The 25,081-nt window shown below is 68.3% G+C and carries 24 protein-coding genes; 14 read left to right on the forward strand and 10 right to left on the reverse strand.

All coding sequences use genetic code 11. The features are described 5' to 3' along the window. Window position 1: 1 nt before the first annotated feature. Both ACWGID_RS26180 and ACWGID_RS26185 read right to left on the reverse strand, forming a co-directional pair. Entirely contained in the window at window positions 2–619 is a 618-nt protein-coding gene (locus tag ACWGID_RS26180) for an ArsR/SmtB family transcription factor (protein ID WP_452200803.1), read from the reverse strand. A gap of 51 nt (window positions 620–670) precedes the next feature. Further along, window positions 671–1,651, reverse strand: coding sequence for a serine/threonine-protein kinase (locus ACWGID_RS26185; protein ID WP_452200805.1), 981 nt, complete (start codon window positions 1,649–1,651; stop codon window positions 671–673). A gap of 139 nt (window positions 1,652–1,790) precedes the next feature. Between ACWGID_RS26185 and ACWGID_RS26190 the strand changes: the two genes are divergently transcribed. Further along, a complete protein-coding gene (locus ACWGID_RS26190) occupies window positions 1,791–2,174 on the forward strand; it encodes a YciI family protein (RefSeq protein ID WP_452200807.1) in 384 nt (127 codons plus the stop codon). Here the strand turns inward: ACWGID_RS26190 and ACWGID_RS26195 are convergent. After that, window positions 2,160–3,140, reverse strand: a complete 981-nt coding sequence (locus tag ACWGID_RS26195; protein ID WP_452200809.1) for an N-acetylglucosamine kinase — start codon at window positions 3,138–3,140, stop codon at window positions 2,160–2,162. The two genes, ACWGID_RS26190 and ACWGID_RS26195, sit on opposite strands and share 15 nt — an antisense overlap. Before the next feature lie 212 nt (window positions 3,141–3,352). Between ACWGID_RS26195 and ACWGID_RS26200 the strand changes: the two genes are divergently transcribed. The 7 genes from ACWGID_RS26200 (at window position 3,353) to ACWGID_RS26230 (ending at window position 9,544) form a co-directional block, all read left to right on the forward strand. After that, complete coding sequence (locus ACWGID_RS26200) at window positions 3,353–4,138, forward strand: sugar isomerase domain-containing protein (protein ID WP_452200811.1); 786 nt, start codon at window positions 3,353–3,355, stop codon at window positions 4,136–4,138. A gap of 39 nt (window positions 4,139–4,177) precedes the next feature. After that, the gene (ngcE, locus tag ACWGID_RS26205; RefSeq protein WP_452200813.1) at window positions 4,178–5,521 is read left to right on the forward strand and encodes an N-acetylglucosamine/diacetylchitobiose ABC transporter substrate-binding protein; all 1,344 of its coding nucleotides are present in this window, start codon (window positions 4,178–4,180) and stop codon (window positions 5,519–5,521) included. A gap of 48 nt (window positions 5,522–5,569) precedes the next feature. After that, window positions 5,570–6,259, forward strand: a complete 690-nt coding sequence (locus tag ACWGID_RS26210; protein WP_452200815.1) for a hypothetical protein — start codon at window positions 5,570–5,572, stop codon at window positions 6,257–6,259. 56 nt (window positions 6,260–6,315) lie between these two features. After that, window positions 6,316–6,732, forward strand: a complete 417-nt coding sequence (locus tag ACWGID_RS26215; protein ID WP_452200817.1) for a hypothetical protein — start codon at window positions 6,316–6,318, stop codon at window positions 6,730–6,732. A gap of 146 nt (window positions 6,733–6,878) precedes the next feature. Beyond that, window positions 6,879–7,934, forward strand: coding sequence for a tryptophan--tRNA ligase (gene trpS / locus ACWGID_RS26220; RefSeq protein ID WP_452200819.1), 1,056 nt, complete (start codon window positions 6,879–6,881; stop codon window positions 7,932–7,934). A 6-nt stretch (window positions 7,935–7,940) separates the two neighbouring features. Beyond that, on the forward strand, window positions 7,941–8,453 hold the full coding sequence (locus ACWGID_RS26225; RefSeq protein WP_452200821.1) for a 2'-5' RNA ligase family protein: 513 nt from the start codon (window positions 7,941–7,943) through the stop codon (window positions 8,451–8,453). Window positions 8,454–8,482: 29 nt separating this feature from the next. Next, window positions 8,483–9,544, forward strand: coding sequence for a YihY/virulence factor BrkB family protein (locus ACWGID_RS26230; protein WP_452200823.1), 1,062 nt, complete (start codon window positions 8,483–8,485; stop codon window positions 9,542–9,544). On the opposite strand, the gene ACWGID_RS26235 is transcribed toward ACWGID_RS26230, so the two are convergent. Next, complete coding sequence (locus tag ACWGID_RS26235) at window positions 9,541–10,701, reverse strand: D-alanyl-D-alanine carboxypeptidase family protein (protein WP_452200824.1); 1,161 nt, start codon at window positions 10,699–10,701, stop codon at window positions 9,541–9,543. The genes ACWGID_RS26230 and ACWGID_RS26235 overlap by 4 nt on opposite strands. Window positions 10,702–10,778: 77 nt before the next feature. Next, window positions 10,779–11,723, reverse strand: coding sequence for a zinc metalloprotease (locus tag ACWGID_RS26240; protein WP_452200826.1), 945 nt, complete (start codon window positions 11,721–11,723; stop codon window positions 10,779–10,781). A 187-nt stretch (window positions 11,724–11,910) separates the two neighbouring features. On the opposite strand from ACWGID_RS26240, the gene ACWGID_RS26245 reads away from it, so the two are divergent. The 6 genes from ACWGID_RS26245 to ACWGID_RS26270 all read left to right on the forward strand — a co-directional run bounded on the left by ACWGID_RS26245 (window position 11,911) and on the right by ACWGID_RS26270 (window position 20,072). Further along, a complete protein-coding gene (locus ACWGID_RS26245; RefSeq protein ID WP_452200828.1) occupies window positions 11,911–12,912 on the forward strand; it encodes a LacI family DNA-binding transcriptional regulator in 1,002 nt (333 codons plus the stop codon). A gap of 131 nt (window positions 12,913–13,043) precedes the next feature. Then, window positions 13,044–15,257, forward strand: coding sequence for a twin-arginine translocation signal domain-containing protein (locus ACWGID_RS26250; protein ID WP_452200830.1), 2,214 nt, complete (start codon window positions 13,044–13,046; stop codon window positions 15,255–15,257). Between the two features lie 123 nt (window positions 15,258–15,380). Beyond that, on the forward strand, window positions 15,381–16,883 hold the full coding sequence (arfA, locus tag ACWGID_RS26255; RefSeq protein WP_452200831.1) for an arabinosylfuranosidase ArfA: 1,503 nt from the start codon (window positions 15,381–15,383) through the stop codon (window positions 16,881–16,883). A gap of 20 nt (window positions 16,884–16,903) precedes the next feature. Beyond that, the gene (locus tag ACWGID_RS26260; RefSeq protein WP_452200833.1) at window positions 16,904–18,241 is read left to right on the forward strand and encodes an ABC transporter substrate-binding protein; all 1,338 of its coding nucleotides are present in this window, start codon (window positions 16,904–16,906) and stop codon (window positions 18,239–18,241) included. Further along, window positions 18,241–19,164, forward strand: coding sequence for a carbohydrate ABC transporter permease (locus ACWGID_RS26265; protein ID WP_452200835.1), 924 nt, complete (start codon window positions 18,241–18,243; stop codon window positions 19,162–19,164). The genes ACWGID_RS26260 and ACWGID_RS26265 overlap by 1 nt, the downstream gene beginning before the upstream one ends. Next, complete coding sequence (locus ACWGID_RS26270; RefSeq protein ID WP_452200837.1) at window positions 19,161–20,072, forward strand: carbohydrate ABC transporter permease; 912 nt, start codon at window positions 19,161–19,163, stop codon at window positions 20,070–20,072. Before ACWGID_RS26265 ends, ACWGID_RS26270 begins: the two co-directional genes overlap by 4 nt. 8 nt (window positions 20,073–20,080) lie before the next feature. Here the strand turns inward: ACWGID_RS26270 and ACWGID_RS26275 are convergent, their stop codons facing one another. From ACWGID_RS26275 to ACWGID_RS26295, 5 genes are read right to left on the reverse strand one after another with little or no spacing between them, the layout of a single operon-like run. After that, on the reverse strand, window positions 20,081–20,800 hold the full coding sequence (locus ACWGID_RS26275; protein WP_452200839.1) for a FadR/GntR family transcriptional regulator: 720 nt from the start codon (window positions 20,798–20,800) through the stop codon (window positions 20,081–20,083). Window positions 20,801–20,809: 9 nt separating this feature from the next. Beyond that, window positions 20,810–21,586, reverse strand: a complete 777-nt coding sequence (locus ACWGID_RS26280; RefSeq protein WP_452200841.1) for a 3-oxoacyl-ACP reductase — start codon at window positions 21,584–21,586, stop codon at window positions 20,810–20,812. Further along, window positions 21,587–22,933, reverse strand: a complete 1,347-nt coding sequence (locus ACWGID_RS26285) for an aldehyde dehydrogenase family protein (RefSeq protein ID WP_452200843.1) — start codon at window positions 22,931–22,933, stop codon at window positions 21,587–21,589. Beyond that, complete coding sequence (locus tag ACWGID_RS26290; protein ID WP_452200845.1) at window positions 22,930–23,637, reverse strand: gamma-glutamyl-gamma-aminobutyrate hydrolase family protein; 708 nt, start codon at window positions 23,635–23,637, stop codon at window positions 22,930–22,932. Before ACWGID_RS26290 ends, ACWGID_RS26285 begins: the two co-directional genes overlap by 4 nt. Continuing rightward, the gene (locus ACWGID_RS26295) at window positions 23,618–24,964 is read right to left on the reverse strand and encodes a glutamine synthetase family protein (RefSeq protein WP_452200847.1); all 1,347 of its coding nucleotides are present in this window, start codon (window positions 24,962–24,964) and stop codon (window positions 23,618–23,620) included. The genes ACWGID_RS26290 and ACWGID_RS26295 overlap by 20 nt, the downstream gene beginning before the upstream one ends. Window positions 24,965–25,081 lie beyond the last annotated feature (117 nt).

Below are 25,081 nucleotides of genomic sequence, written 5' to 3' on the forward strand. Positions count from 1 at the left end.
CTTACTCCGCTTCGTTGTCCGATTCCGGTCCGTTCTCCGGGGAGACTGTGACGATCTGGGTGATGGAGACATGCCGGCTGCCGGGCGGGCGGGCGGACTTGTCGTCGATGGGTCGCTGGTCGATCCAGCGCTGTAGTAGGGCGTCGATCTCGGTGACCAACTCGGTGAGCTCGTCGGCCGTCAGATAGAAACCGCTCTGCCCGATGCCGGTGTTGTCGCGCCACTCGACGCCTTCGGCCGGCCGCTGCAGCTGCCACCGGCTCAGCGAGTCGAGCGCCCGCTCGGCCAGCAACTGCTCGAGGACGTCGGCGGCCGCGGCACCCTCCGGGGTCGCGGCGGCGTCTCGCCAGGACTGCGACGTCGACACCAGCCGCCATGGCCGCTCACGGTTGTCCTTCCCCGGCGCCGGCTCGACGAAGTCGTACTTCGCGAGCTGTCGCAGGTGATGCGACGCCAGCGCCTGACTGATCCCGAGCTGCCGCGCCGCGTCGGCCGCGGTCATCGGCCCTTCCCGCCCGAGCAGCGACTGCAGGTCCAGCCGGACCGGATGCGCCATCGCGCGAATCGCCAGCGGATCGTTCAGCAACCGCGACCGCCGCGGATCCTTCTCCAAAGACATGCTTGGAATATGCGGTACGCCGGATGCGATGTCAAGCCGTTGCTTGGAATGTCAGTTCTGGCTGTCGTCCCCCTGGTCGCTCGCGGTGGGCGTCGGGGTGATCGTCGGGGCGTTGCCCGCCTGGTCGATGAACACACCGGCGGTCCCGGCCGCGCCGGCGACGAGCAGCCCGGCCAGAACCGCGAGCAGCCGGCGCAGTAGGGAGCGTGGAGCCGCGGTGAGCTCAGTGGTCCGCGCGGTTGACCGGTCGGAGCCGGTCCAGGCGGCGAGCTCTGTGGCCGTGGGCCGGTCGTCGGGGTCTTTGGCCAGCAGGGAGCGGAGGAGATCACCGACGGGCGCCGGGAGATCCGCGGGAAGGGCCGGCTCGACCTCGACGTGCTGGTAGAGGATCGCGGTCGGGTTGTCGCCCTCGAACGGCGGGCGCCCGACGAGCAGTTGGTACAACACGCAGCCGAGCGCGTACACGTCCGAGGCCGGTGTGGCCGAGTGGCCCAGGGCCCGCTCGGGCGCCAGGTAGTAGCTGGTGCCGAGGATCGTCCCGGACGACGTGGTGGTCAGCGACGAAGTGCCTGGCGAGCGGGCGATGCCGAAGTCGGCCACCTTCACCGAACCGTCGAGGTCGATCAGCAGGTTGTCCGGCTTGATGTCGCGGTGCACGATCTCGTGCCGGTGCGCGGCGGCCAGGCCGGAAGCCGCCTCCCGGACGATGGCGACGGCCCGCTGCGTCTCCAGCGGGCCGTGCAATGCGAGTTCGTGGGTCACGCTGCGACCCTCGACCAGCTCCATCACCAGGTAGTACTCGCCGTTGGAGTGGCCGAAGTCGTAGACCGCGACGACGTGCGGGTGTTTCACGACGGCGGCGACCCGGGCCTCCCGCTGGAACCGCGCCGTCGCGAACGGGTCCCGGAGATCGGGTCGCAGGAGCTTTACCGCCACCGGTCGGCCGAGAAGTTCGTCGTACCCGTGGTAGACCTCGCCCATCCCACCGTGGCCGAGGATCTCCTTGGTGCGATACCGCCCCGCTAGCAGCACATCCGGCCGGTACCCACGTTGGTCGCTGACGATTCAGTGATTGTGATGTTGAGTCAGGATCGAAATGTCGAGTCCCACCGGGCGGCGCCGACGTCTGCTGCGAAGATCCAGTCAGCCGTACCCGAAAGGACAACCGGTCATGAAGTACCTGCTGATGATCCACAGCAACCCGATCACCTGGGGCCACCCGTCGTTCCTGCACACCGAAGCGGGCAAGGCGCTGCCGAAGAAGGCCCGTGACGCACTCACCGCGCAGCTCGACGACCTGCTCACCGAGCTCGACAAGTCCGGCGAACTGATCAACGCGGTGCCACTCGATCCACCGTCGAAGACCCGCGTGGTCCGGGTCCGGGAAGGTGTCCGCGCGACGACCGACGGGCCGTACTCCGAGGCGAAGGAGCAGCTCGCCGGGGTCTTCCTCATCGACGTGGAGACCCCCGAGCGGGCGGAGGAGATCGCTGCCACCATCCCTGAGGCCGAGTTCTTCGCGGTAGAAGTACGCCCGGTCTCAGTGTTCGACTAGGCGGGTGTGGTTCTGGGTGGTGGCCAGGGCTGGGTCGAGGGTGCCTAGGGCCAGCCAGGTGGCGCCACCCACGCCGTCTTTGGCGGTGCGGACTTCGCCGGCGAAGTGTTGGCGGATCAGCTGGCCGACGGGGGACGATTCGCCGGCGACGCTGCCGGCCAGCACCATCGGGCCCTTGTCCGAGGTGGTTTTCAGGCGGGCGACCGTTTCGGTGAGCAACTCGGCTGCGCGTTTCACCAGGGTCTGAGCAGTCTCGTCGTTCTGGGCGTACGCCGCCATCACGGTCGGCGCCAGTTCGGCGAGCATCACCGGCGGGCGGCTGTTCACGGTCCGCACCAGGTCGTCGCGCAACGCGTCGTACCCTTCCCGCAGTCCGGTCGCGTTCTCGTCCCGCTCCGGCAGGAGCGCCTGTACGACGGCCTGCCCGAGGACCCCGAGTGGCTCGCGCAGGTCAAGCGCCTGCAGCACGCTGCGCACTGCCTCCCGGCCGAACCAGAACCCCGATCCATCGTCACCCAGCAACCAGCCGTGGCCGCCGGCCGTGCGGAGCAATTGGTGGTTCCGCACGAGTCCGGCGTTGCTGCCGGTGCCCGCAATCAGCACGGTGCCGTCCGGTTCCGGCGTACCCGAGGCGAAAGCGACCTCCAGGTCACCGATGTACTCCGGTGGCACCGTCAGGCCTGCGCCGGTCCAAGCGGCCTCGAACTGGGCGGCCACGTCGGGGCGGCCCAGTGCCACTCCGCCGGCCATGCCGACGACGCCTGCCTGGACGGCGCTCGGGTCCAGCCCGGTGAGGGCCGCGTGAAGCGCCTGACCGAAGTTGGCCGCCGCGCTTGCCGGGTGGCTCGTCGGGTTTCCGCCCGCGGCAGCTCCGCGACCGACTACGTTGCCTTCAGAGTCCGCGATCACGATCCGGGTGGAGGTCCCGCCCAGATCTCCGCCGAGCACCAGTGGGTCGACCGACATACGCGATGCTCCAAACTGCTCAAACGAGCCTAATGTCAAGCACAACAGAACAAGGTCACGCAACGGTCCCGAGCGAGGGAGATCCCACGGATGAGCAGCCTTGACTTAAGCTGCCAGTTGAGAAAAGTTCTGTCCAGCAAACCGCAAACTTGCGCAGTTGTCGGCACGAGGAGTGTCGAAGCGTGCAGATTAGCCGAGGGGTGGGCCCGCTGATGGCCAGCAGTACTACGGGGGAGAGCACCACGGGCGGCGTGAGCGCGCAGGCCTACGTTCAGACGCTGATGCCGATCCTGTCCGCGGTCACCACGCAGATCGACGGCCCGATCCAGCAGGCCGCCGACCTGATGGTCGCCTCGCTGCGGGCGAACGGCGTCATCCAGGCCTTCGGCTCCGGCCACTCCGAGGCGCTCGCGATGGAGATCGCCGGCCGCGCCGGCGGGCTGATCGCCAGCAACCGGATCGCGCTGCGCGACCTGGTCCTGCTCGGTGGCGAGCCGCCGGAGCTGCTGCGGAGTGCGGAGCTCGAGCGCGACCCGCAGTACTCGCGCAAGCTCTACGAACTGTCCGCGGCCCGCGAGGGCGACCTGTTCATCATCGCCTCCAACTCCGGCGTCAACGGTTCGATCGTCGAGCTCGCGAGCGTGGTGAAGGAGAAGGGCCACCCGCTGATCGCGATCACCTCGCTGCAGCACACGGGCGGCATGGACTCGCGGCACCCGTCCGGCAAGAAGCTCATCGACTTCGCGGACGTGGTGCTCGACAACGAGGCGCCGTACGGCGACTCCGTGCTCGACCTGCCCGGTGGTGGGAAGGTGTGCGCGGTCTCGTCCATCACCGCCGCGCTGATCGCCCAGATGCTGGTCGCCGAGGTGCTCCGCCGGATGACCGAGGCCGGCGAGACCCCGCCGGTGTACCTGTCCGCGAACATCCCGGGTGGCGACGAGCACAACCACGCCCTGGAAGCCCTCTACACCGGTCGCATCCGCCGCACCGCCTGACAACAGCCCGGAAGCACCCTGAAGTACTAGCCTGCCCAGGTGCTGAAACGGCGGACGTTACTGCAAGCGGCGCTGGCCGGTGCCGTCGTGAGCGGATGCTCCGGCGCCCCGGCCGCGCCGCCGGTGTCACCGGAGAACCCGTTCACCGTCGACGGGAACGCACCGCTCGACGTGGTGGTCAGCGAGGAGTACGGCGGGTTCGCGGCGTCGGCGTACCGGAAGAAGTACGCGAGCGCCGTCGTCACGCCCAAGGTGACGCGGCAACTGTCGGACGAGCTGCTGCCCCGGTTCGCCGCGGGCAGCCCGCCTGACGTGGTGCTCAGCGCCGGTGACAGCGCCCTCGAGCTCGGCCGGCTGGTCAAGGACGGTGCGCTGGCCGATCTGCAACAGTTGCTCGACGCACCTTCCTGGGACAACCACGACGCCAAGGTCAAGGACCAGCTGCTGTCCGGCATGCTCGACGTCGGACGGTACGACGGTACGCAGCGCAGCCTGAACTACGTCGCGACCGTCTACGGGATCTGGTACTCGGCCGGCCTGTTCCAGCGCAACGGCTGGGAGGTCCCGCACAGCTGGCCGGATCTGCTCGCGCTCGGCACCGACATGAAGGCGGCCGGTCTCGGACCGTTCATGTACGCCGGCACGCACCCGTACTACCTCCTCGAACTCGTGCTCACGCTGGCCGCCAAGACCGGCGGACCGGACGTGCTCAAGCGGATCGACAACCTCGACGACGGTGCGTGGAAGGACGAGAGCGTCACCCGGGCGATCGCCGCGGTCGGCGAGCTGACCAAGCGCGGCCTGCTCGCCCCCGGGACCGCGCAGTACGACCACATCGGTTCGCAGAAGCGCTTCCTGGCCTCGAAGGCGGGGATGCTGCCGTGCGGCAACTGGCTCGAGAACGAGATGAAAGGCCTGGTCCCGGAAGGGTTCGGGCTGACGATGTTCGCCGTACCGCCGCTCGACAACTCGCCGGCGCTCGCCAGCGGACTGCATGTCGCCGCGACGGCGCCGCTCGTGGTGCCCGAGAAGGCGAAGAACAAGGCGGGCGGGCTCGAGTACCTGCGGGCGCTGTTGTCCGCGGACGTGGCGGCGCAGGTCAGCTCGGAGTCCAGTCAGCTCACGATCGTCCGCGGCGCGGCCGACGGGTTGGAGATGAGTACGGCGCTCCGCTCGGCCCGCGATCTCCTGTCGGCCGCCGGCGATCAGGTGATCACCTGGTACTTCGACACCTGGTACCCCGCGTTCGCCACCACGGCCGCCACGACGACGGCTCAGTTCATGGCGGGCGGTGTCCAGCAGTCCGAGTGGACCGCCCGCATCCAGGCCGCGGCCGACAAGCTCAAACAGGACGCCGAGGTGACGAAGTACCACCGCGACTGAGAGCTGGGTTAGGTTAGGGCAACCTAACTCGAATCTTGTGAGGTCTCTATGCGCCGCCTGGTGGTCCTGATCGTTCTCCTGCTCGGGTTGAGCGGCTGCGGGTCCGAGGACAAGCCGGAGGCGGCGAGTTCGCCGGGTGGTGGCGCGTTCCCGGTGACGATCAAGAACAAGTACGGCGACACCGTGGTCAAGGCGGCGCCGCAGCGGGTCGTGACGGTCGGGCTGGTGGAGCAGGACGCGCTGCTCGCGCTGGGCGTCGCGCCGGTGGGGACGACCGAGTGGTTCGGGGAGAAGCCGGGCGCGCTGTTCCCGTGGGCGAAGGCGAAGCTCGGGGACGCGGCCGTGCCGCAGGTGCTGAGCGACAAGGACGGGTTGCAGTTCGAGAAGATCGCGGCGCTGCGGCCGGACCTGATCATCGGGCTGTACTCCGGGATCTCCGCAGACGACTACAAGAAGCTCGGCGCGAACATCAGCGCGGAGCGGATCGCGCTGCTCGATCAGCAGGCGCTGGTGTGGTTCCCGACCAAGGGCGGTACGGCGAAGTTGAAGGCGGACCCGCTGTACAAGAACCTCAGAGTGCGTACCGAGGGACGGGACGTGTTCGTCGAGGAGGACTACGACGACCAGCTGTACGGCGCGACGAGTTTCGTGTCCGTGCTGAGCCTGCCGATCGTGCTCGACGAGCTGGTGCCGAAGCTGGCGGCCGCGGTGGACGGCGACCCCGCCACGAACGCGTAATTCCCCGTCGCCGTCGGGTCCCGCTCGCCGTACTCTCGGAAGTGGGAGTGAAAGCTATGGCGTGGTTGCTGTCGGCGGGTGTGTTTCTGCTGCTCTGCGCCCTGCTGAGCCTGCTTCTGAGCCTGCTGCTGCCGCACCCGCCGCAGGGACGCTGGCGGCGTGGGCTGGAGCAGCGGACCGCTCGTGTCACGTCGCGCCTGCATCGGCGGGCCGTCGTCGAGCCGGATCCGTTCGACACGCTCCGCCTGCAGACCCGCCTGGGTCACCTGTCCAGCAAGATTCGCAGCGTCGAGTCCACGCCGCACATCTACGCCCGGGCCCATCGCCTGATGGCACTGGAGGCGGCGTACGACGACCTTCTCGACGAAGCGTGCCGCCTGGCCGGCGTCCCCGGCGAACCCGAACAACAACGCTCCGAAGCCAAACGCTGGCACGAAGAACAAGAACTAGCCGCCCGCGGCTGGTCCTGGTAACCCCGCACCCCAGCCCACCCCACCGCGCCGGGTGCCCCCTCCCTCACCCCGCCGAGCGAAGCGAGGCGGGCATAACTCTGAGCTTATGGAGGGTCGCGACCCGCCCGGGTGTGGAGTGAACTAGAGCCGCTGGCAGAATCGCCCTTATGTCCCATGCTGCGTCTGACCCCTCCGCAGCCGGTTCCCAGCGGCGCCCCCGCGTGCTCTCCGGGATCCAGCCGACGGCGGACTCCTTCCACTTCGGCAACTACCTCGGCGCGTTGCGGCAATGGGTGGCCCTGCAGGACGACCATGAGGCGTTCTACTGCGTCGTCGACCTGCACGCGATCACCGTGGACTACGAGCCGAAGGCGCTCCGCGAGCGCACCCGCCGGTCCGCGGCGCAGTTGCTCGCGGCCGGGATCGACCCGGAGCGCTCCACCCTGTTCGTCCAGTCGCACGTGCCCGAGCACGCGCAGCTGGCCTGGGTGCTGGGCTGCCTGACCGGGTTCGGCGAGGCCAGCCGGATGACGCAGTTCAAGGACAAGTCCGCCAAGGGCGGCGCCGACCGCGCCACCGTCGGCCTGTTCACGTACCCGATCCTGCAGGCCGCCGACATCCTCATCTACCAGGCCGACCGGGTCCCCGTCGGTGAGGACCAGCGCCAGCACCTGGAACTGACCCGCGACCTCGCGCAGCGGTTCAACCACCGGTTCGGCAAGACCTTCCGGCTGCCGGAGCCGTACATCGTCAAGGAGACCGCGAAGATCTCCGACCTGCAGGACCCGAGCGCCAAGATGAGCAAGTCCAGCTCGTCGCCGGCCGGCATCATCGACCTGCTCGACGACCCGAAGGTGAGCGCGAAGAAGATCCGCTCCGCGGTCACCGACTCCGGCCGGGACGTGATCTTCGACCAGGAGAACAAGCCCGGCGTCGCGAACCTGCTAACCATCTACTCCGCGCTCACCGGCCGCAAGATCAGCGAGCTCGAGGACGAGTACGCCGGCCGCGGGTACGGCGACTTCAAGAAGGACCTCGCCGACGTGGTGGTCGAGTTCGTCACCCCGTTCCGCGAGCAGACGCTGGCCTACCTCGACGACAAGGCGCAGCTGGACGCGATCCTGGCCGCCGGCGCCGAGCGCGCCCGCGCGGTCACCGAGCCGACCCTGGCCCGCGTCTACGACCGCCTCGGGTTCGTCGCCGGCCCGCCCCAGGGCCGGTAGGCCGCGATGACCACGATCGGTGTCGCGGTCCCGATCGCGGAGCCGTACGGCTCGGAGCTGCAGAAGTACCGGGCCGAGTTCGGTGATCCGATGGCCGGGTCGATCCCGACGCACGTGACGCTGCTGCCCCCGACCGAGATCGACGCGGCGGACCTGGAGAAGATCGACGAGCACCTGCTCGCGGTCGCGGCGCGGTTCCCGAGCTTCCGGATCCGGCTGCGCGGTACGGCGACGTTCCGGCCGATCTCGCCGGTGGTGTTCGTGCCGCTGGCCGAGGGCATCTCGTCCTGCGAGGTGTTGCAGTCCCAGGTCCGGTCCGGCCCGCTGCAGGTCGACCTCCGGTTCCCGTACCACCCGCACGTGACGGTCGCGCACGACCTCGACAAGGCCGCCCTCGACAACGCGTACGACGCCCTCGCGGAGTACGACTGCGCCTTCGACGTCGAGTACTTCAGCCGGTACGAGCACGGTGCCGACGGCGTGTGGCGCCCACAACGGTCGTTCCCGCTGGCAGGCTGAGTCTCCTCGTTCGGGGTACAGGAGAAGTGATGAACATCAAGTCGGTCTGGCAGTGGTTCAGCCGGACGCAGCTGTGGCGCGCCTGGAACCGGTACGGCAACCGGCGCGGGAACCGCCTGGCCGGGGCCACCAGTTTCTTCGGCTTCCTGTCGCTGTTCCCGCTGATCGTGCTGACCGCGGCGATCATCGGGCCGCTGCTCGGCGACCGGGCGATCGTGGCGCTGAAGAAGGCCCTGCACCAGTACCTGCCCGGGATCGGCGACCGGATCGACATCGACGCCCTGATCGCCAACGCGGGCACCATCGGACTGATCTCCGCGATCGGCCTGCTGTTCACCGGTCTCGGCTGGATCGACTCGCTGCGTGCTTCGATCCGCTCGATGCACGAGCTGGACGACGAGCCGGGCAACGCCATCAAGCTGAAGGTCGTCGATCTCGCCGCGCTGATCGGTCTCGGCCTGATTGGCATGATCGCGACCGCCGCCTCCTCGATCCTGACCGGTCTGTCCAAGCGGATCGTGCATGCCGCCGACCTGGAGGGCACCTGGCTGGCGAGCTGGGGGATCAACCTGTTCAGCATCGTCGTCGGCATCGCGGCCGGCGCGGTCCTGTTTCTCTACATGCAGACCGCGCTGCCGCGGATCATCCTGCCGCGGAAGGTGGCCGGGATCGCGGCGCTGGCCGGCGGCATCGTGTTCTACCTGGCCCAACGGCTCGGCAACCTGTACGTCGGCCACGTGATCGGCACGAACGCGGCGTACGGCGCGCTCGCGGTGCCGCTGGCGCTGCTGGTCTGGATCTACCTGATGACGCGGGTGATCATGCTGATCGCGGCGTGGACGAAGGAAGCCACGCTCGACGCCCGGGCCGTGGAACAGCCCGAGGAAGAGCCCGCCGCAGCCGAAGGGACCGGTCGCGCGGTCGAGCAGGAGCCGCTGCTGCTCGGGCCGCCGGGGAAGCGGTACAAGGTCATCCCGATCCCGGAGCGCAAGGCGGACACCGTCGCGGTCGCCGCCGGGGCCGTGCTGGGCGCCACTCTCACCACGCTGGCCGTCCAGACGGTCCGCGCGGTACGGGCCGTCCGTCGTTAGTGCCGGCGTGAGCTGACGGCCATCGCCGATCGACGGCGGCGGAGGCTGCGCGGGCGGCGCAGGAACAGCCCGAGGAGCAGGACCGGCGGTCCGGCGTACGCCCAGGCGGGCACCCGGAAGGCGATGGACTGGACGGCCTGGCCGGGGTTGAGGACGGTGCGGCTGCGCGGCGGCCGCGGTGTACCGGCGGTCGGCTTGGTCTCGACGCCCGGTTTGCCCTGTGCCTGGGTCTTCGGCGGCGCCTCGGCCTTGACCAGGGTGCCGACCGGCTTGAGCTTGTCGTAGTTCGTGAACGTCCAGGTCAGCATGTTGCTGGCGTCCTGGGTGATGCCGTGTGGCGCGTTCATCATCGTCACCACGAGCGTGTGCCCGTTGCGCTTGGCGGCACCGACGAACGTGTTCCTGGCCAGCGTGGTGTACCCGGTCTTGACCCCGATCGCGCCGTCGTAGTTGAACAGCAGCTTGTTCTGGTTCGCGACCTGGTAGCTGCCCTTGTTCCCCACGTTCGGGAAGTTCGTGAACTTGGTCGAGGCGTACTTCGCGAAGTCCTGCCGCTGCAGCCCGGCCTGCGCGAACAGGGCCAGGTCGTAGGCGCTGGAGTACTGCCCGTCGGCGTCCAGGCCGGTCGGGTCGGTCACGCTCGTGTCGAGCGCACCGAGTTCCTTGGCCTTCGCGTTCATCCGCTGGATGGTCGCCGGTACGCCGCCCTGGTCATGGGCGCACAATGCGTGCACCGCGTCGTTCCCGGAGGCCAGGAACATGCCCTGGAACAGCTGGTCGACGGTGTAGTGCAGGCCCGGGTACACCCCGACCTTGCTGCCGATGATCCCGGCGTCCGCGTCGCTGCCGATCACCGGATCGGTCTTCTTCAGCCGCGGCAGCAGGACCAGCGCGGTCAGCGTCTTGAGCGTGCTGGCCGGGCGGAGCTTCGCGTGCGGGGCCTTCGCTGCCAGCACCTGACCGGTGTCCAGGTCGGCCACGACGAACGCCGATGCCTGCACCGCCGGCGGCGACGCCCCGTTGGCGACCACCGTCGGCTTCGCGGTCAGCTGGTCGCCGCCGACCGGGCCTTGTGGGCCCTGGCCGGCGGCGGTCGCTGTCAGCGGGCCGGCGACCACCAGTGCGGTGGTTGCGCAGGCCGTCAGAAGCAAACGCATCGCGGGCACTCTAGTTGGCCGACGGTGCAGATGTCACAGTCGGGTCTCATGCCGCGATCAGGCATCGTCAGGCACCGTCAGGCACGGTAGGCCGTCCACATGTTGCTCATCCGGGTCGACTGACCGGGCGTGAACTGGTTGTAACAGGTGTCGTAGGAGTAGTCCATGTAGTTGTGGATCGGGTCCAGGCCCGGCAGCGAGCAGGAGTCCCGCCCGGTCGGGCAGCCGCTGGAGGCGCTGCTCTGCGCGGGCGTGTCGGACACCGAGTCGTTCGTGCTCGTGCAGCCGCCCTGGAACGTGTGGTAGAGCCCGAACCAGTGGCCGGCCTCGTGGGACGCGGTCTTGCCGAGGTTGAAGTTGGTCGCCGAGCCACCGGGCAGCGAGGTGTACTGCACCCGGATCCCGTCGATCCCCGGGTTGCTCGCGTAGTCCCACGGGAAGGTCGCGATCCCGAGGTACGAGAAGTCCACCAGCCAGATGTTCAGGGCGTTCTTGCCGCCCTTGCGGGTCTGTGACCGGTACTGCGTGCTCTGCCGGTCGTTGTGCCACTGGTTGTTGTTGAAGCGGTCGGTGCCGGCCAGGTAGAAGGTGAAGCCGGTGTTCGCGGCCTGCGACGACTCGCCGCCGGCGTAGTCCTGGTTCAGTTCGGCGATCTGCTGGGAGATCTGGGTGTCGGTGACGTCACCGGCGCCGGTGCTGCTCCGCATCACGTGCACGTAGACGGGCACGCTCGCGGCCGCCAACTGGCCGGCTTTCGGGGCGAGACCGCGCGCGGCCTTGGCCTTCAGGATCTGCGCGGTCCGGGCGTCGATGGCCTTCTGCTCGGCGGCCGACAACTCGCGATGGTCGGCGCCGTGGCCGCCACGGGCCGCAGCACCTTCTTCGGGCGTGAAGCACGCCGGATTTCCGACTTGGTCGACGGGCAACTTGGCGGTCGCCTGTCCTCCGAGTGGGCTGAACGCGAGCGCGGTACCGGCCAGCAGAACGGCCAGGGCGCGGGGGCGGGAAACGAAAGATCGCATAGCGGTCCTCCACAGATCGGGCCGCTTGGGCGGTGCGGCCGGATCCCGGCATTTTCCGCACCACTCCGCGCGCTGCCAACCGGTTCGCTGTCCGACCGGTGCCACGGCACCAGCACGCCGTACGCCGGGCGCGATCCGGAATGCATCGATGCAAGAGAATCCGTCGCTTTCGTGGCATGATGCGGGCGTGGCGCAACGTCGAGCTCGCCGGGTGCGGATGAAGGACGTGGCCGCGCATGCCGGGGTCTCTCCGCGCACGGTGTCCAACGTCGTGAACAACTACGCCTACGTCAGCGACGAGATGCGCGCCCGGGTGCAGAAGTCGCTCGACGAGCTCGGCTACCAGATGGACTACCTGGCCAGAGGCCTCCGCTCGGGGCGCACCGGGTTCGTCGCGCTGGTCGTCCCGAGCCTGGCCGAGCCGTACTTCGCCGCGCTGGCCGAGAGCGTGATCAAGGCGGCCCGCGAGCATCGGCTGAACGTGCTGATCGAGACGACCGGCAACGACCCCGAGATCGAACGCGAGATCCTCCAGGGGTCGCTCACCAAGATGGTCGACGGGGTGCTCGTCAACGCGGTCGCCGCTGATCACGAGGGCAACCCGGACCTCCCGACGGTGCTGCTCGGGGAATCGCCGCCGGTCGCGAACACGCCGCACGTCGGGATCGACAACGTGGCCGCGGCGCGCACCGTCGTACAGCATCTGATCGACCGCGGGCATCACCGCATCCTGGCGTTCGGCAATCAGGACACCGAGACCGCCAGACTGCGGTTCGAGGGTTATCGGCAGGCGATGGCGGGAGCTCGGCTCGGTCGGCTGCTCAGCCTGGACTTTCCCGAGCCGTGGTCGGCCGAGGGGGCGTACCGCGAGATCTCGGCGCTGCTGCGTCGCCGGGCGCGGCCGCCCGAGGCCGTCTTCGCGTTCAACGACAGCCTGGCGCACGGCGCTCTCCGAGCGATCCGGGACCGCGGGCTGACGGTTCCCGACGACATTGCGATCGCCGGGATCGACGACATCGTGATGAGCAGGTTCTCCGACCCGCCGCTGACCACGATCGCACCGGACCTGGACGAGCTCGCGCAGCGTGCGATCGGGCTGCTCGTCGACCAGATCGACGGCCATCCGATGCCGTACGAGTTCACCCGGACGCTCACGCCGTTCCGCCTGGTCGTCCGCGCCTCGAGCTGACGCGCGCCGGGCCGGCGGTCGCGGCGGAGACGTCGTGAACTCTTGCATCGATGCACAGCGCCGTGCGAAGGTGACGCCGGAATCCCACCTCTCACTGTCTGTCGAACGCCCCCGTCGATGAGGAGCAAGAGATGGATGTTTCGCGGCGATCCTTCGTGATGGCGGCTGCTGCCGGTGGTGCGGCGGCGGCGCTCCCGCTCCAGGACGGTCTGCCGGCGGAGGCGGCACCGATGGCCGCCTCGACACCGCTGACACTGGAGAAGACTTCGGCGTCCGCCGGCGGCCTCGCCGGGATCCGTGCGGTGGCCGGGACCGAGGTCGTCTGGGAGTGTCGGGATCCGCTCCGGATCGAGGTGAAGGTCGGCGATGCGCCGGTGCGGTCGGCAGCCGGGTACGCCTCGCTCGTCGTCGCCGACGGGCGTGCGTCCGGCGTCGGGCAGATCACCGCCGCGACCGGTGGGCGCTACGAGTTCCACGACGAATGGCGGACGGACGGTTCCGCCGTCACGCTCAGCAGATCCGTCACGGCCGTCGCGCCGAATCCCCTGCAGGAGATGGGATTCGCGTCGAGTCTCGAGATCCTGCCGGCAACTGCTGGTCCGCTGAGCGAGCAGGACCTGCTGCTCCCGGCGATCCGGGCGGGCAGTACCGCGGGGATCGGCGGCGGGATCGCGGGCAACGACGCCGCCGAGTGGATTCTCGTGCGCGAGATGCGGATGACGCTGCCGTTCGCCGCGCTGCGCAATCGTCAGAGCGGTCGGACGATCACGCTGGCGCATCTCGACGCCGCGCCGCGGACCGCGACCAACGGTCTCTACCCCGAGAACTCCAACGCCTGGTGGATCCACGAGGACGTGCAGTTCGCATCGCTCGGCGTACACCAGTCTCCGGATCACAAGACCGCGTTGGCGCTCGCGTATCCCGGCAGCGAAGGGGGTATCACCTATCTCGGCGGGCAATGGACGCGACGCAGTCACCCGGCGCGTCCTGGGTTCACGCACAAGTACCAGGTGCGCATCGCGGCCGCGGAGTCCGAGACGTTCGCGACCGCGGCGCGCGACGCCTGGCGTGACCACTGGAAGCTGTTCAAGGTCACGCCGTTGAAGGACCGTAACCGGCAGGTTCACGAGTCCGGACTGGCGCTGCTGGACAGCCAAGTCGCCCGGTACAACGGCAAACCCGGGCTGCCGTTCAGGTCTCGCCTCGACAGCGGTGAGGCCGATGCCGTGAGCTACATGATGGGCTTCGTCGGCCAGCAGGTGCCTGCGGGCTTTCAGCTTCTGCGCAGCGGTCTACGGGACGGTAACCCGGCGCGACAGGCGAAAGGCCAGGAAATCCTGGACTTCTGGGCCACCGAGGCACCGTTGCCGAACGGACTCGTGCGCCTGTGGATCGACGGCGACCAGCCACGCTGGCGGGACTGGTACCAGGGTTTCCTCCGGGTGGCATCCGACGGAATGGACGGCATGGTTGACGCCTGCCGGCTGATGCGGGATCGTGGCGAGCCTGTCGCCACGTGGGAGAAGGCTGTCACCGGCTTCGCGGACTTCCTGGTCCGCGAGCAGTACGCCGACGGGTCGTTCGCCCGTTCCTACAACCAGGACGGGTCGGTCGCGAGTGACGCCCGTACCAACACCTCGCACCCGATCCGCTTCCTCTGCAGCACCGCCGCGCTGACCGGGGACGACCGCTATCGCCAGGCCGCGATCGCTGCCGGCGAGTGGTACGTCGCCAACACGAAGGACTGGCAGTTCATCGGTGGGACGGCCGACAATCCGAACGTCCTCGACAAAGAGGCCGGCGGGATGGCTTTGAACGCAAGCCTTGCGCTGTACGACCTCACCGGCGAAGATCGTTGGCTCGACCTCGCCCGACGGGCCGCCGATTTCACCGAGACATGGCTGGTCGCGTGGCGCTGGCGGATCACCACACCACGCCGTTCGTATGCGCGCGACGGCGCCTTCGGCCTGTCGTTCATTGCTTCGGGACATTCGGGCATCGACAACTGGATCTGTTACCAGAGCTGGAACTTCTACCGGATCTTTTTGTTCACCGGGGATACGCATTATCGCGATGTCGCGCTCACGATCCTGACGGCCGGCGTACGGACCACCGAGCTTCCGGGCCAGTCGCAGGGGTACGCCGTACCCGGTCTGGTCGAGGAGGCGATCGGACTCAGCGATCTGGTGGTCAGCGGCTCCAACGTCTGGCTGCCGTGGTGCTCGGTCGCCGAGGTGGAACCGTTGTCGCGCTTCGTCGACACGTTCGGAACCCTTGATCTGGGGGCACTCGAGGCGATCCCGCTCGCGGAGCGGCAGCGGGCGAACCGAACTCAGGCGCGCTGAGGTCACGCCAGTTCAACGATAGAAATTTCTGGCTGCCGAGCCGTTGACAGGCCGTTTGCGCGCGGTGCAAACTTCCTGGCACCTCAGCGGTTACATCGTTGGAAGTCGTGTGAGGACTGCCCATTGATCACGTCCACGATTGATCCGGCGTTCACCGTCGGTCAGGTCAACCCCCTGTTGTTCGGGACCTTCGTCGAGCATCTCGGACGCTGCGTCTACACCGGGATCTACGAGCCCACCCACCCCACCGCGGACACCGACGGTTTCCGCGGCGACGTCGCCGAACTGGTACGTGAACTCGGCGCGACGGTGGTCCGCTATCCCGGCGGCAACTTCGTCTCCAACTACCGCTGGGAGGACGGCGTCGGCCCGCGGGCACAGCGGCCCCGGGTCCTCGACCTGGCGTGGAAATCGATCGAGACCAACCAGGTCGGCACCGACGATTTCCTTGCCTGGTGCAATCGGATCGGCATCCAGCCGATGCTTGCCGTCAACCTGGGCAACCGCGGCCTGTCCGAGGCGGTCGACTACCTCGAGTACGTCAACGGCACGGCCGGAACCCGGTACGCCGACCAACGCGTCGGCAACGGGTACGCCGAACCGTGGGACGTGCGACTGTGGTGCCTCGGCAACGAGATGGACGGCCCGTGGCAGATCGGGCACAAGACACCGCTCGAGTACGCCCGGCTCGCGCAGGAAGTCGCGCGGGCGTACAAGACCTTCGACCCCGATCTCCAGTTGGTGGCCTGCGGCTCGTCGAACACCACGATGCCGACCTTCGGTGAGTGGGAACGCGTCGTCCTCGAGCACTGCTTCGACGACGTCGAACTCATCTCGGCGCACGCGTACTACGAACCGGTCGACGGCGACGAGGCCTCGTTCCTGGCGTCGTCGACCCACATGGATCGCTTCATCCGTGGCGTGGTGGCCACGGCCGATCACGTCGCCGCTAAACGCCACTCGGGCAAGCAGATCAACGTCTCTTTCGACGAGTGGAACGTGTGGTTCGCCGCTCGGCACGGCGAGCGCGAGGAGGAACGCAGTACGGCCTCCGAGGCTCCCGAGTTGATCCAGGACGTCTACAACGCACTCGATGCGGTCGTTGTCGGGTCGTTGCTGATCACGCTGCTGCGCAACACCGATCGCGTCGGTGTTGCTTGCCAAGCGCAACTGGTGAACGCGATCGCGCCGATCCTCACGGTCGCCGGTGGAGCCGCGTGGCGGCAGACGATCTTCCATCCGTTCGCGCTCACCGCGAAGTACGCCCGCGGTACGGTCCTGCGGCTCGCCGGCGACCACGGTCAGGTCGACACCCCGGCGTACGGGCAGGTCGAGCAGGTCTGGGCGGTCGCCACCCACGATCCCGAGGCCGGCGAGCTGACGATCTTCGCTGTGAATCAATCGCTGACCGACCCTGCCTCCTGGAAACTCCGGCTCGGTGCGTTCGGCGACGTCCGGCTGACCGAACATCTGGTCCTCGCCGAGGACGACCGCTACGCGGCCAACTCCTCGGATGCGCCCGACCGGGTGGTCCCGCACCCGGGTACGTCGGGCATCACCGACTGCGCCTTGGACGTCGCCATGCCACCGGCGTCCTGGCACTGCATTCGGCTCGCTTGTCATTGATCCCCAGAAAGGACCTGACGATGAATTCTCGCGATTCCGTGCGGCTCGGCCGCCGGACAGTGCTAGGTGCCGCCGGTGCTGCCGCGGCCGGTCTGTCGCTCGCCGCGTGCGGTGGCAGCAAAGGCCCCGGTCAGGCGGGCGCCGCCGCCACCGGCAAGGGAGGCGCCGACGGTTACAACGGACCGGACGTCCAGCTGCAGTACTGGAACGGTCTGACCGGTGGTGACGGTCCGGTGATGAAGAAACTGGTCCAGAAGTTCATGGACGCCAACCCGAAGATCAAGGTGACGACCACCTCGATCGCCTGGGCCGACCTCTTCCAGAAGCTGCCGGCCGCGGTCCAGAGCGGCAAGGCGCCCGACATCTGCCTGATGCACACCGCGGACATCGCGACGAACGCCGCCCGGCGGGTCATCCAGCCGATCGACGACGTCGTCAAGGGCCTGAACCTGACCGCCGCCGACTACGCCGACGCGGTCTGGAAGTCCGCGCACTACCAGGACAAGCAGTACGCCATTCCGCTCGACATCCACCCGGCGGGTCTGTACTACAACAAGAAGGTGCTGACCCAGGTCGGCGCCGATCCCACCAAGCCGCCGACCACCAAGGACGAGTTCATGGCCGTCCTGGACAAGTGCAAGTCCAAGGGCATCAAGGGCTACTGGGTGAGCGCGCTCAGCGTCGGCGGGCTGATCGCCCAGTCGATGATCTTCCAGAGCGGCGGCTACATGATCAGCGACGACGGTGCCAAGACCGGCTTCGGTGACCAGCCGGCGATCGACTCGATCAGCTTCTTCAAGGGCCTGATCGACAACGGGTACTCGCCGGCCAACGCCGCTGGTGACGGCGACTGGGTGTCGTTCAGCAACAACAAGGCCGCGTTCATGATCGTCGGCCCGTGGATGGTGACGCCGTGCAAGCAGGCCAAGGGCCTGGACTGGGGCTGCGCGCCGGTCCCGCTGCTCGGTGGCGACCAGCAGACCTGGGCCGGGTCGCACTGCTTCACGCTGCCGCGGCAGACCAGCAACGACAAGAACAAGGCGGACGCGTCCCGGTTCTTCGTGAACTGGATGAGCCAGCACTCGGTCGGCTGGGCCGAGGCCGGCATGGTGCCCGCGCGCAAGTCGGTCCGGGAGTCGAAGGAGTTCGAGCAGTACACCGAGGTCAAGCAGTTCGAGAAGATGATCGACTGGGCGCACTTCCCGCCGAACGTCGCGGGCATGTCCGACACCGACCCCGAGTGGTCGAAGGGCGTGAGCCTGGCGATGACCGGTAAGCAGCCGGTCGCGGACGCGCTCAAGGCCGCGGCGGACAAGGGCAACAAGATCCTGGAAGCGAACAAGAAGAAGTACGGGTGATGGCCACCGTCCTGGGGCGTCCGGCGGCGATGAGCCGCCCGACGCTGCGGCACTACCGCCCGATCACGCCGTACCTGTTCGTCGCGCCGTTCGTGATCCTGTTGCTGGCGTTCCTGGTGTTCCCGGCGGTCTTCGGGATCTGGATCAGCCTGCACAACTGGGACTTCATGCTCCAGGGGAAGCCGTGGGTGGGGCTGCAGAACTACAAGGACCTGTTCGACTCCACCTCGGTGATCTTCCACCCGTTCTGGAACGGGATGAAGAACACGTTCCTGTTCGTGCTGATCAGCGTGCCGTTCCTGGTGTCGATCCCGCTGCTGCTGTCGATGCTGCTGAACAAGAAGTTCCCCGGCCGGACGTTCTTCCGGGCGATCATCTTCACGCCGTTCGTGCTCGGGGTTGCCGTGGTCGGGGTGCTGTTCGGGTACCTGTTCGACCCCGAGGTCGGTGTCGTCAACGGGATCCTCTCGGGGCTCGGGATCGGCAAGATCGCCTGGCTGACCAGCCAGCCGCAGGCGTGGATCACGATCCTGATCTGCACGGTCTGGTGGACGATCGGCTTCAACGCGGTGATCTTCCTGGCCGGCCTGCAGTCGCTGTCGCAGGAGCTCTACGAGGCCGCCGAGCTGGACGGCGCCGGCCGCTGGGGGAAGTTCCGGCACATCACGATCCCGGGCCTGCGGAACGTGTTCGTCTTCGTGCTGATCACGACGGTGCTGGCCAGCGCCAACCTGTTCGGGCAGCCGTACCTGCTGACCCACGGTGGCCCGGGTGACAGTACGACAACGGCCATCATGGCGATGACGAACGAGGGCCTGCGCGGCTTCCGGATGGGTACGGCGGCCGCGATGAGCTACCTGCTGGCCCTGGTCCTCGGGTTGGTCTCGATCGCCAACTTCCTGCTGATGAGGGAGCGCAAGTGACGACGACCACGACCAAGGCGTACGTCGGCGAGGAATCGGACACGCCCGACCAGGGACCCGGCGGGCACCGGCGCCGCGCGTACTCGCGGTCCCGTGTCGGGCCGCTGACCTACGTGGCGATGACGTTGATCTCGCTGATCTTCGTCCTGCCGATGCTGTGGATGCTGCTGACCACGTTCAAGACCGAGTCCGACGCGCGGTCGATCCCGATCAAGGTGATGCCGAGCGAATGGACGCTGCGGGCCTACAAGCTGATCTTCGCGGACGCGGCGAACCCGGTCTACCTGTGGCTGGCGAACTCGTTCGCGGTCTCGATCCTGCACATGCTCCTGGTGCTGGTGGTCGCGTCGATGGCGGCGTACGCGTTGTCCCGGATGCGGTTCCGGGGGCGCAACCTGCTCTTCGGCACGCTGATCGCGACGTTGTTCATCCCGGGCTTCATCTTCTTCATGCCGAACTACCTGACGATGAGCACCCTCGGCTGGCTGGACAGCTACTGGGCGCTGGTGGTGCCCGGTGCGGCCAACGCGTTCGGTGTGTTCTTCCTCCGGCAGTTCTTCCTGGCGATCCCGCGGGAGCTGGAGGAGAGCGCGCTGATCGACGGCGCGAACTCGTGGACGATCTTCACCCGGATCGTGCTGCCGCTGTCCAAACCCGCGTTGGTGACGCTTGCGGTGCTGAGTTTCCTCGGTGCCTGGAACGACTTCGTCTGGCCGGTCTTCGTGCTGTTCAGCCCGGAGAAGATGACGCTCGCGCCAGGTCTCGCGACGCTGCAGGGTGCGTACACGACCGACTATCCGGTGGTGATGGCCGGCGCGACCCTGGCCGCCGTACCGGTGCTGATCCTGTACATCGTCGTCCAGCGCTACGTGATTGAGGGGGTCGCCAACAGCGGCCTGAAGGGCTAGGCCGTTTCTTAGGCGAGGAACGCTCGGAGGAGGGCCTCGGTGCCGGCCAGATGCTCGTGCATCGCGCGGCGGGCGGCGCCGGGGTCGCCCGCCAGGATCGCGTCGACGACGGCCTGGTGCTGGTCGTTGGAGTGCTCGATGTTGGGCTCCAGCAGCGGGATCGCGTCCAGCAGTTCGTTCAGTCGCATCCGGACGTCGGCCATCGCGGACGTCAGCGACGGCGAGCCGGTCACCTCGGCGATCGCGAGGTGCAGGCGCGAATCGAGGCGCCGGTAGTCGGTGAGCCGGGCTGCCGACGTGTCGGCGAGGCAGCGTTCGAGATGGTCGCGTTCGGCGTCGGTGAGGTCCCGGGACGCGGCCGCCTCGGCGGCGCCCGTCTCCAGCACGAAGCGCAGCGTGAGCGCGTCGTCCAGTCCGTCGGCGAGATCCCGGGCGCGCCGTTTGGCCGTCGTACGACGGGGTTTCGGCAACCGCTCGTTGACGAATGTGCCGCCGTACCGGCCGCGGCGCGACTCGACGTACCCGGCCTCGGTGAGAGCGTGGATCGCCTCGCGGAGCGTGACCCGGCTGACGTTCAGCCGGGCCGCGAGCTCGCGCTCCGGCGGCAACCGGTCGCCGGGCACGACGACGCCGAGCTTGATTGCCTGCAGCAACCGCTCGACCGTCTCCTCGAACGGGTTCCCGGCCCGCACCGGCCGGAACACCGCGTCATCTGCCTGAACGACCATGCCTCCACATTAGATGGGAGTCACGTAGGCGCCGGAGATTCCCCCGTCGACCAGGAAAGTGTTGGCGGTGATGAAGGAGGAGTCGTCGCTGGCCAGGAAGGCGACCGCGGCGGCGATCTCCTCGGGTTCGCCGAAGCGGCCCATCGGGACGTGCACGAGCCGGCGCTGCGCACGCTCCGGGTCCTTCGCGAACAGCTCGGTCAGCAGCGGCGTGTTGACCGGGCCAGGGCAGAGCGCGTTCACCCGGATTCCCTGCCGCGCGAACTCGACGCCGAGCTCCCGGCTCATCGCCAGTACGCCGCCCTTCGAGGCGGAGTACGAGATCTGCGACGTCGCCGCGCCCATCACGGCGACGAACGACGCGGTGTTGATGATCGACCCTTTGCCCTGCCGTTGCATGTGTGGGATCGCGGCCTTGCAGCACAGGTACACCGAGGTCAGGTTGACCTCCTGGACCTTGCGCCAGGCCTCCAGACCGGTGTCCAGGATCGACGCGTCGTCCGGCGGCGAGATGCCCGCGTTGTTGAACGCGATGTCCACGCTGCCGTAGGTGTCGACGGCCTGCTGGAACAGGTTCTCCACCGCGACCTGATCGGTGACGTCGGTGGCCACGAACAGCCCGCCGACCTCGTCCGCCGCGTTCTTGCCCGCGGCCGGTTCGAGATCGCCGATCACGACGTGCGCGCCTTCCGCGGCCAACCGCCGTACCGTGGCCCGGCCGATCCCGCTCGCGCCGCCGGTCACCACCGCGACCCGGCCCTCGAGCCGCTGCGCCTTCACGTCCATTCAGTCCTCCGTGCTGATGAAGATGTTCTTGGTCTCGGTGAACGCGGCCAGCGCGTCCGGACCGAGCTCCCGGCCGAGGCCGGACTGCTTGTAACCGCCGAACGGTGTCGAGTACCGCACCGACGCGTTGGAGTTGACCGACAGGTTCCCGGCCTCGATACTGCGGCTGACCCGGAGCGCGCGACCGACGTCCCGGGTCCAGATCGAGCCGGACAGCCCGTACTCCGAGTCGTTCGCGATCCGCAGCGCGTCGGCCTCGTCCGCGAACGGGATCACCGCGACGACCGGCCCGAAGATCTCCTCTCGCTGTGCGCGCTCGGAGCCCGGCGCCAGGACGGTCGGCGGGAACCAGTACCCGGGCCCGCTGGGTGCTGTTCCCTGGAACGCACAGTCCTCGGCGTACGAAGCGACTCGTTCGAGTTGTGCCTTCGAGATCAACGGACCCATCTCAGTCGACTCGTCAGCTGGATCGCCGACGCGGAACTTCTTCACCGCGGGTTCGAGCAGTTCCATGAACCGTTCGTACGCCGACCGCTCCACGAGGATCCGCGACCGCGCACAACAGTCCTGCCCCGCGTTGTCGAACACGCCGTACGGCGCCTGCGCGGCCGCCTTCTCCAGATCGGCGTCGGCGAAAACGATGTTCGCGGACTTTCCTCCGAGCTCCAGCGTCACCCGCTTCACCTGGTCGGCGCAGCCCGCCATGATCTGTTTCCCGACCGTGGTCGACCCGGTGAACGCCACCTTCCGGACCGCCGGATGCGTGACGAACCGTTGTCCGACAACGGTTCCCTTGCCCGGCAGCACCTCGAACACGCCGGGCGGGAGGCCGGCCTCCAGGGCCAGTTCCCCGAGCCGGATCGCGGTCAGCGGCGTCAGCTCGGCCGGCTTGAGTACGACGGTGTTCCCGGCCGCCAGCGCGGGCGCGAAACCCCAACCCGCGATCGGCATCGGAAAGTTCCACGGAACGATCACGCCGACGACACCGAGCGGTTCCTGGAAGGTCACATCGATGCCGCCGGCAACCGGAATTTGTTTTCCGAAAAGGCGTTCCGGCGCGGCCGCGTAGTACGTCAGCACGTCGCGGACGTTGCCGGCCTCCCAACGGGCGTTGCCGATCGTGTGGCCGGCGTTCTCGACCTCCAGTGCGGCGAGGTTCTCCAGGTCCGCGTCGACCGCGGCGGCGAACCGGCGCAGCAGCAGTCCGCGATCCGCCGGCGTCACGTTCCGCCAGGTTTCGAAGGCCTTCGCGGCGCGCTCGATCGCCGCGTCCGTCTGCTGCTCCGAGGCGAGCTCGATCGTCCGGATGACCTTCTCGGTGGCCGGGTTGATCACGTCGTACGTCATAGGGCCTTCCTGATCAGCGCGGTGAACAACCGCAGGTCGTCGAGAGTCTCCTCCGGGTGCCACTGCACCCCGAGCGCGAAGGCGTGGCCTTCCACCTCGGCCGCCTCGATCGTGCCGTCGCCCGCGCGGGCGGTGACCTTCAGGCCCGGTGCGAGGACATCGAGCGCCTGGTGGTGGAAGCAGCTGCCGACCGCCTGCTCGCCGAGGATCTCGGCGGTCAGCGTTCCGGGCTCGACCTTCACCTCGGTGGTGCCGAAGACCGCGGGCTCGGGCCGGTGTGCGTCGTGCGCGACGACCTCCGGGAGGTGCTGATGCAGCGTGCCGCCGAGCGCGACGTTCAGGATCTGCAGGCCGCGACAGATCGCGAGCAACGGCAGCTCCCGGTCGAGCGCCGCGCGGATCAGGACCGCCTCGTGCTCGTCCCGTCCGGGCCGGGTGTCGACGGTCTCCGGGTGCGGCGTCGCGTCGTACGCGCCGGGGTCGACATCGCACCCGCCCGCGATCACCAGTCCGTCGAGAATCTCCAGTACCGACGGATCGGTACCGGCGGGAGGCAGTAGCAGCGGCACCCCTCCGGCCGCGACCACCGCATCGAGGTACACCTTCGGGAGCAGCGCGGCGTCCCGCTGCCAGATCCCCCAGGCCGCCGGCTCCAGGTACGTCGTGATGCCGATCCGGGGGCGCCTAGAGACGTTCGAAACCACGGACCCGCTCCCAGTCGGTGACGGCGGCGTCGTACGCGTCCAGCTCGACGCGCGCGGCGTTGGCGTAGTGGTCGACCAGCTCGTCGCCGAACGCCGTCCGGGCGAGCTTCGAGCCAGTGAACAGTGCGGCGGCCTCGCGCAACGTGGCCGGGACGTGCTCCTTGTCCGACTCGTAGGCGTTGCCCTCTAGCAGCGGCTCGAGCTCCAGCTCCTGCTCGATCCCGTGCAGGCCGGAGGCGATGAGCGCGGCCACCGCGAGGTACGGGTTCACGTCGCCACCGGGCAGCCGGTTCTCGACCCGCAACGAGTCGCCGTGACCGACCACGCGCAGCGAGCAGGTGCGGTTGTCCAACCCCCACGCGACCGCGGTCGGGGCGAAGCTGCCGTCCACGAACCGCTTGTAGGAGTTGATGTTCGGCGCCAGCAGATAAGTGAACTCGGACAGGCAAGCGAGCTGGCCGGCGATGAAGTGCTCCATCAGCTGCGAGAACCCGTGGTCGCGATCGCCGGCGAGCACCGGGTCGCCGTCGGTGGAGCGGAAACTCAGGTGGATGTGGCAGGAGTTGCCCTCGCGTTCGTCGTACTTCGCCATGAACGTGAGGCTCTTGCCGTGTTTCGCCGCGATCTCCTTCGCGCCGGTCTTGTAGATCGAGTGGTTGTCGCAGGTCGCCAGCGCCTCGTCGTACCGGAAGGCGATCTCGTGCTGGCCCAGGTTGCACTCGCCCTTCGCGGACTCGACGTAGAGGCCGGCGCCGGCCATGCCGTTGCGGATGTCGCGCAGCAGCGGCTCGATCCGGGAGGTGCCGAGGAGTGAGTAGTCGACGTTGTACTGGTTCGCGGGCGTGAGGTCGCGGTAGCGGTTGTCCCAGGCGGACTCGAAGGTGTCGTCGAAGACCATGAACTCGAGCTCGGTCCCGACGTACGCGCGTAGTCCGCGTTCGGCGAGGCGATCGAGCTGGGCCCGGAGGACCTGCCGCGGCGAGGCGAGTACCGGCGTACCGTCGAGCCACTGCACGTCGCACAGCACCAGCGCGGTGCCTTCGAGCCAGGGCACCAGCCGGAGCGTGTCCAGATCGGGGGCCATCACCATGTCGCCGTACCCGCGTGCCCAGGACGACATCGCGTAGCCGTCCACGGTGTTCATGTCGACGTCGACGGCGAGCAGGTAGTTGCAGCTCTCGGTGCCGTGCTTCAGCACCTCCTCGAGGAAGTACCGCGCCCCGCAGCGCTTCCCCTGCAACCGCCCCTGCATGTCGGTGATCGCCACCAGTACGGTGTCGACCTCGCCGGCCTCGACCAGCCTCCGCAACTCCTGCACACCCAGCACAGCCACTCCCGGGGTCAATGGTCTGCTTCCAGTCCATTGACTCAACCACACCGGCCGCTGTCAATCCCGGACCCGACTCCTTGACAGCCGTCCGGCCGGCTGCCTCAATGGCCTAAA

This window comes from Kribbella sp. NPDC054772 (assembly GCF_053611945.1).

Excerpts from the sequence above, each read along its gene's own strand:
- ACWGID_RS26225 (WP_452200821.1), top strand. The coding sequence starts at position 7,941 with ATGACCACGATCGGTGTCGCGGTCCCGATCGCGGAGCCGTACGGCTCG.
- ACWGID_RS26200 (WP_452200811.1), top strand. The coding sequence starts at position 3,353 with ATGGCCAGCAGTACTACGGGGGAGAGCACCACGGGCGGCGTGAGCGCG.
- ACWGID_RS26235 (WP_452200824.1), bottom strand. The coding sequence starts at position 10,701 with ATGCGTTTGCTTCTGACGGCCTGCGCAACCACCGCACTGGTGGTCGCC.
- ACWGID_RS26215 (WP_452200817.1), top strand. The coding sequence starts at position 6,316 with ATGGCGTGGTTGCTGTCGGCGGGTGTGTTTCTGCTGCTCTGCGCCCTG.
- ACWGID_RS26250 (WP_452200830.1), top strand. The coding sequence starts at position 13,044 with ATGGATGTTTCGCGGCGATCCTTCGTGATGGCGGCTGCTGCCGGTGGT.
- ACWGID_RS26285 (WP_452200843.1), bottom strand. The coding sequence starts at position 22,933 with ATGACGTACGACGTGATCAACCCGGCCACCGAGAAGGTCATCCGGACG.
- ACWGID_RS26230 (WP_452200823.1), top strand. The coding sequence starts at position 8,483 with ATGAACATCAAGTCGGTCTGGCAGTGGTTCAGCCGGACGCAGCTGTGG.
- ACWGID_RS26265 (WP_452200835.1), top strand. The coding sequence starts at position 18,241 with ATGGCCACCGTCCTGGGGCGTCCGGCGGCGATGAGCCGCCCGACGCTG.
- trpS (WP_452200819.1), top strand. The coding sequence starts at position 6,879 with ATGTCCCATGCTGCGTCTGACCCCTCCGCAGCCGGTTCCCAGCGGCGC.
- ACWGID_RS26275 (WP_452200839.1), bottom strand. The coding sequence starts at position 20,800 with ATGGTCGTTCAGGCAGATGACGCGGTGTTCCGGCCGGTGCGGGCCGGG.
- ACWGID_RS26260 (WP_452200833.1), top strand. The coding sequence starts at position 16,904 with ATGAATTCTCGCGATTCCGTGCGGCTCGGCCGCCGGACAGTGCTAGGT.
- ACWGID_RS26190 (WP_452200807.1), top strand. The coding sequence starts at position 1,791 with ATGAAGTACCTGCTGATGATCCACAGCAACCCGATCACCTGGGGCCAC.
- ACWGID_RS26195 (WP_452200809.1), bottom strand. The coding sequence starts at position 3,140 with ATGTCGGTCGACCCACTGGTGCTCGGCGGAGATCTGGGCGGGACCTCC.
- ACWGID_RS26280 (WP_452200841.1), bottom strand. The coding sequence starts at position 21,586 with ATGGACGTGAAGGCGCAGCGGCTCGAGGGCCGGGTCGCGGTGGTGACC.
- ACWGID_RS26210 (WP_452200815.1), top strand. The coding sequence starts at position 5,570 with ATGCGCCGCCTGGTGGTCCTGATCGTTCTCCTGCTCGGGTTGAGCGGC.
- ACWGID_RS26180 (WP_452200803.1), bottom strand. The coding sequence starts at position 619 with ATGTCTTTGGAGAAGGATCCGCGGCGGTCGCGGTTGCTGAACGATCCG.
- ACWGID_RS26240 (WP_452200826.1), bottom strand. The coding sequence starts at position 11,723 with ATGCGATCTTTCGTTTCCCGCCCCCGCGCCCTGGCCGTTCTGCTGGCC.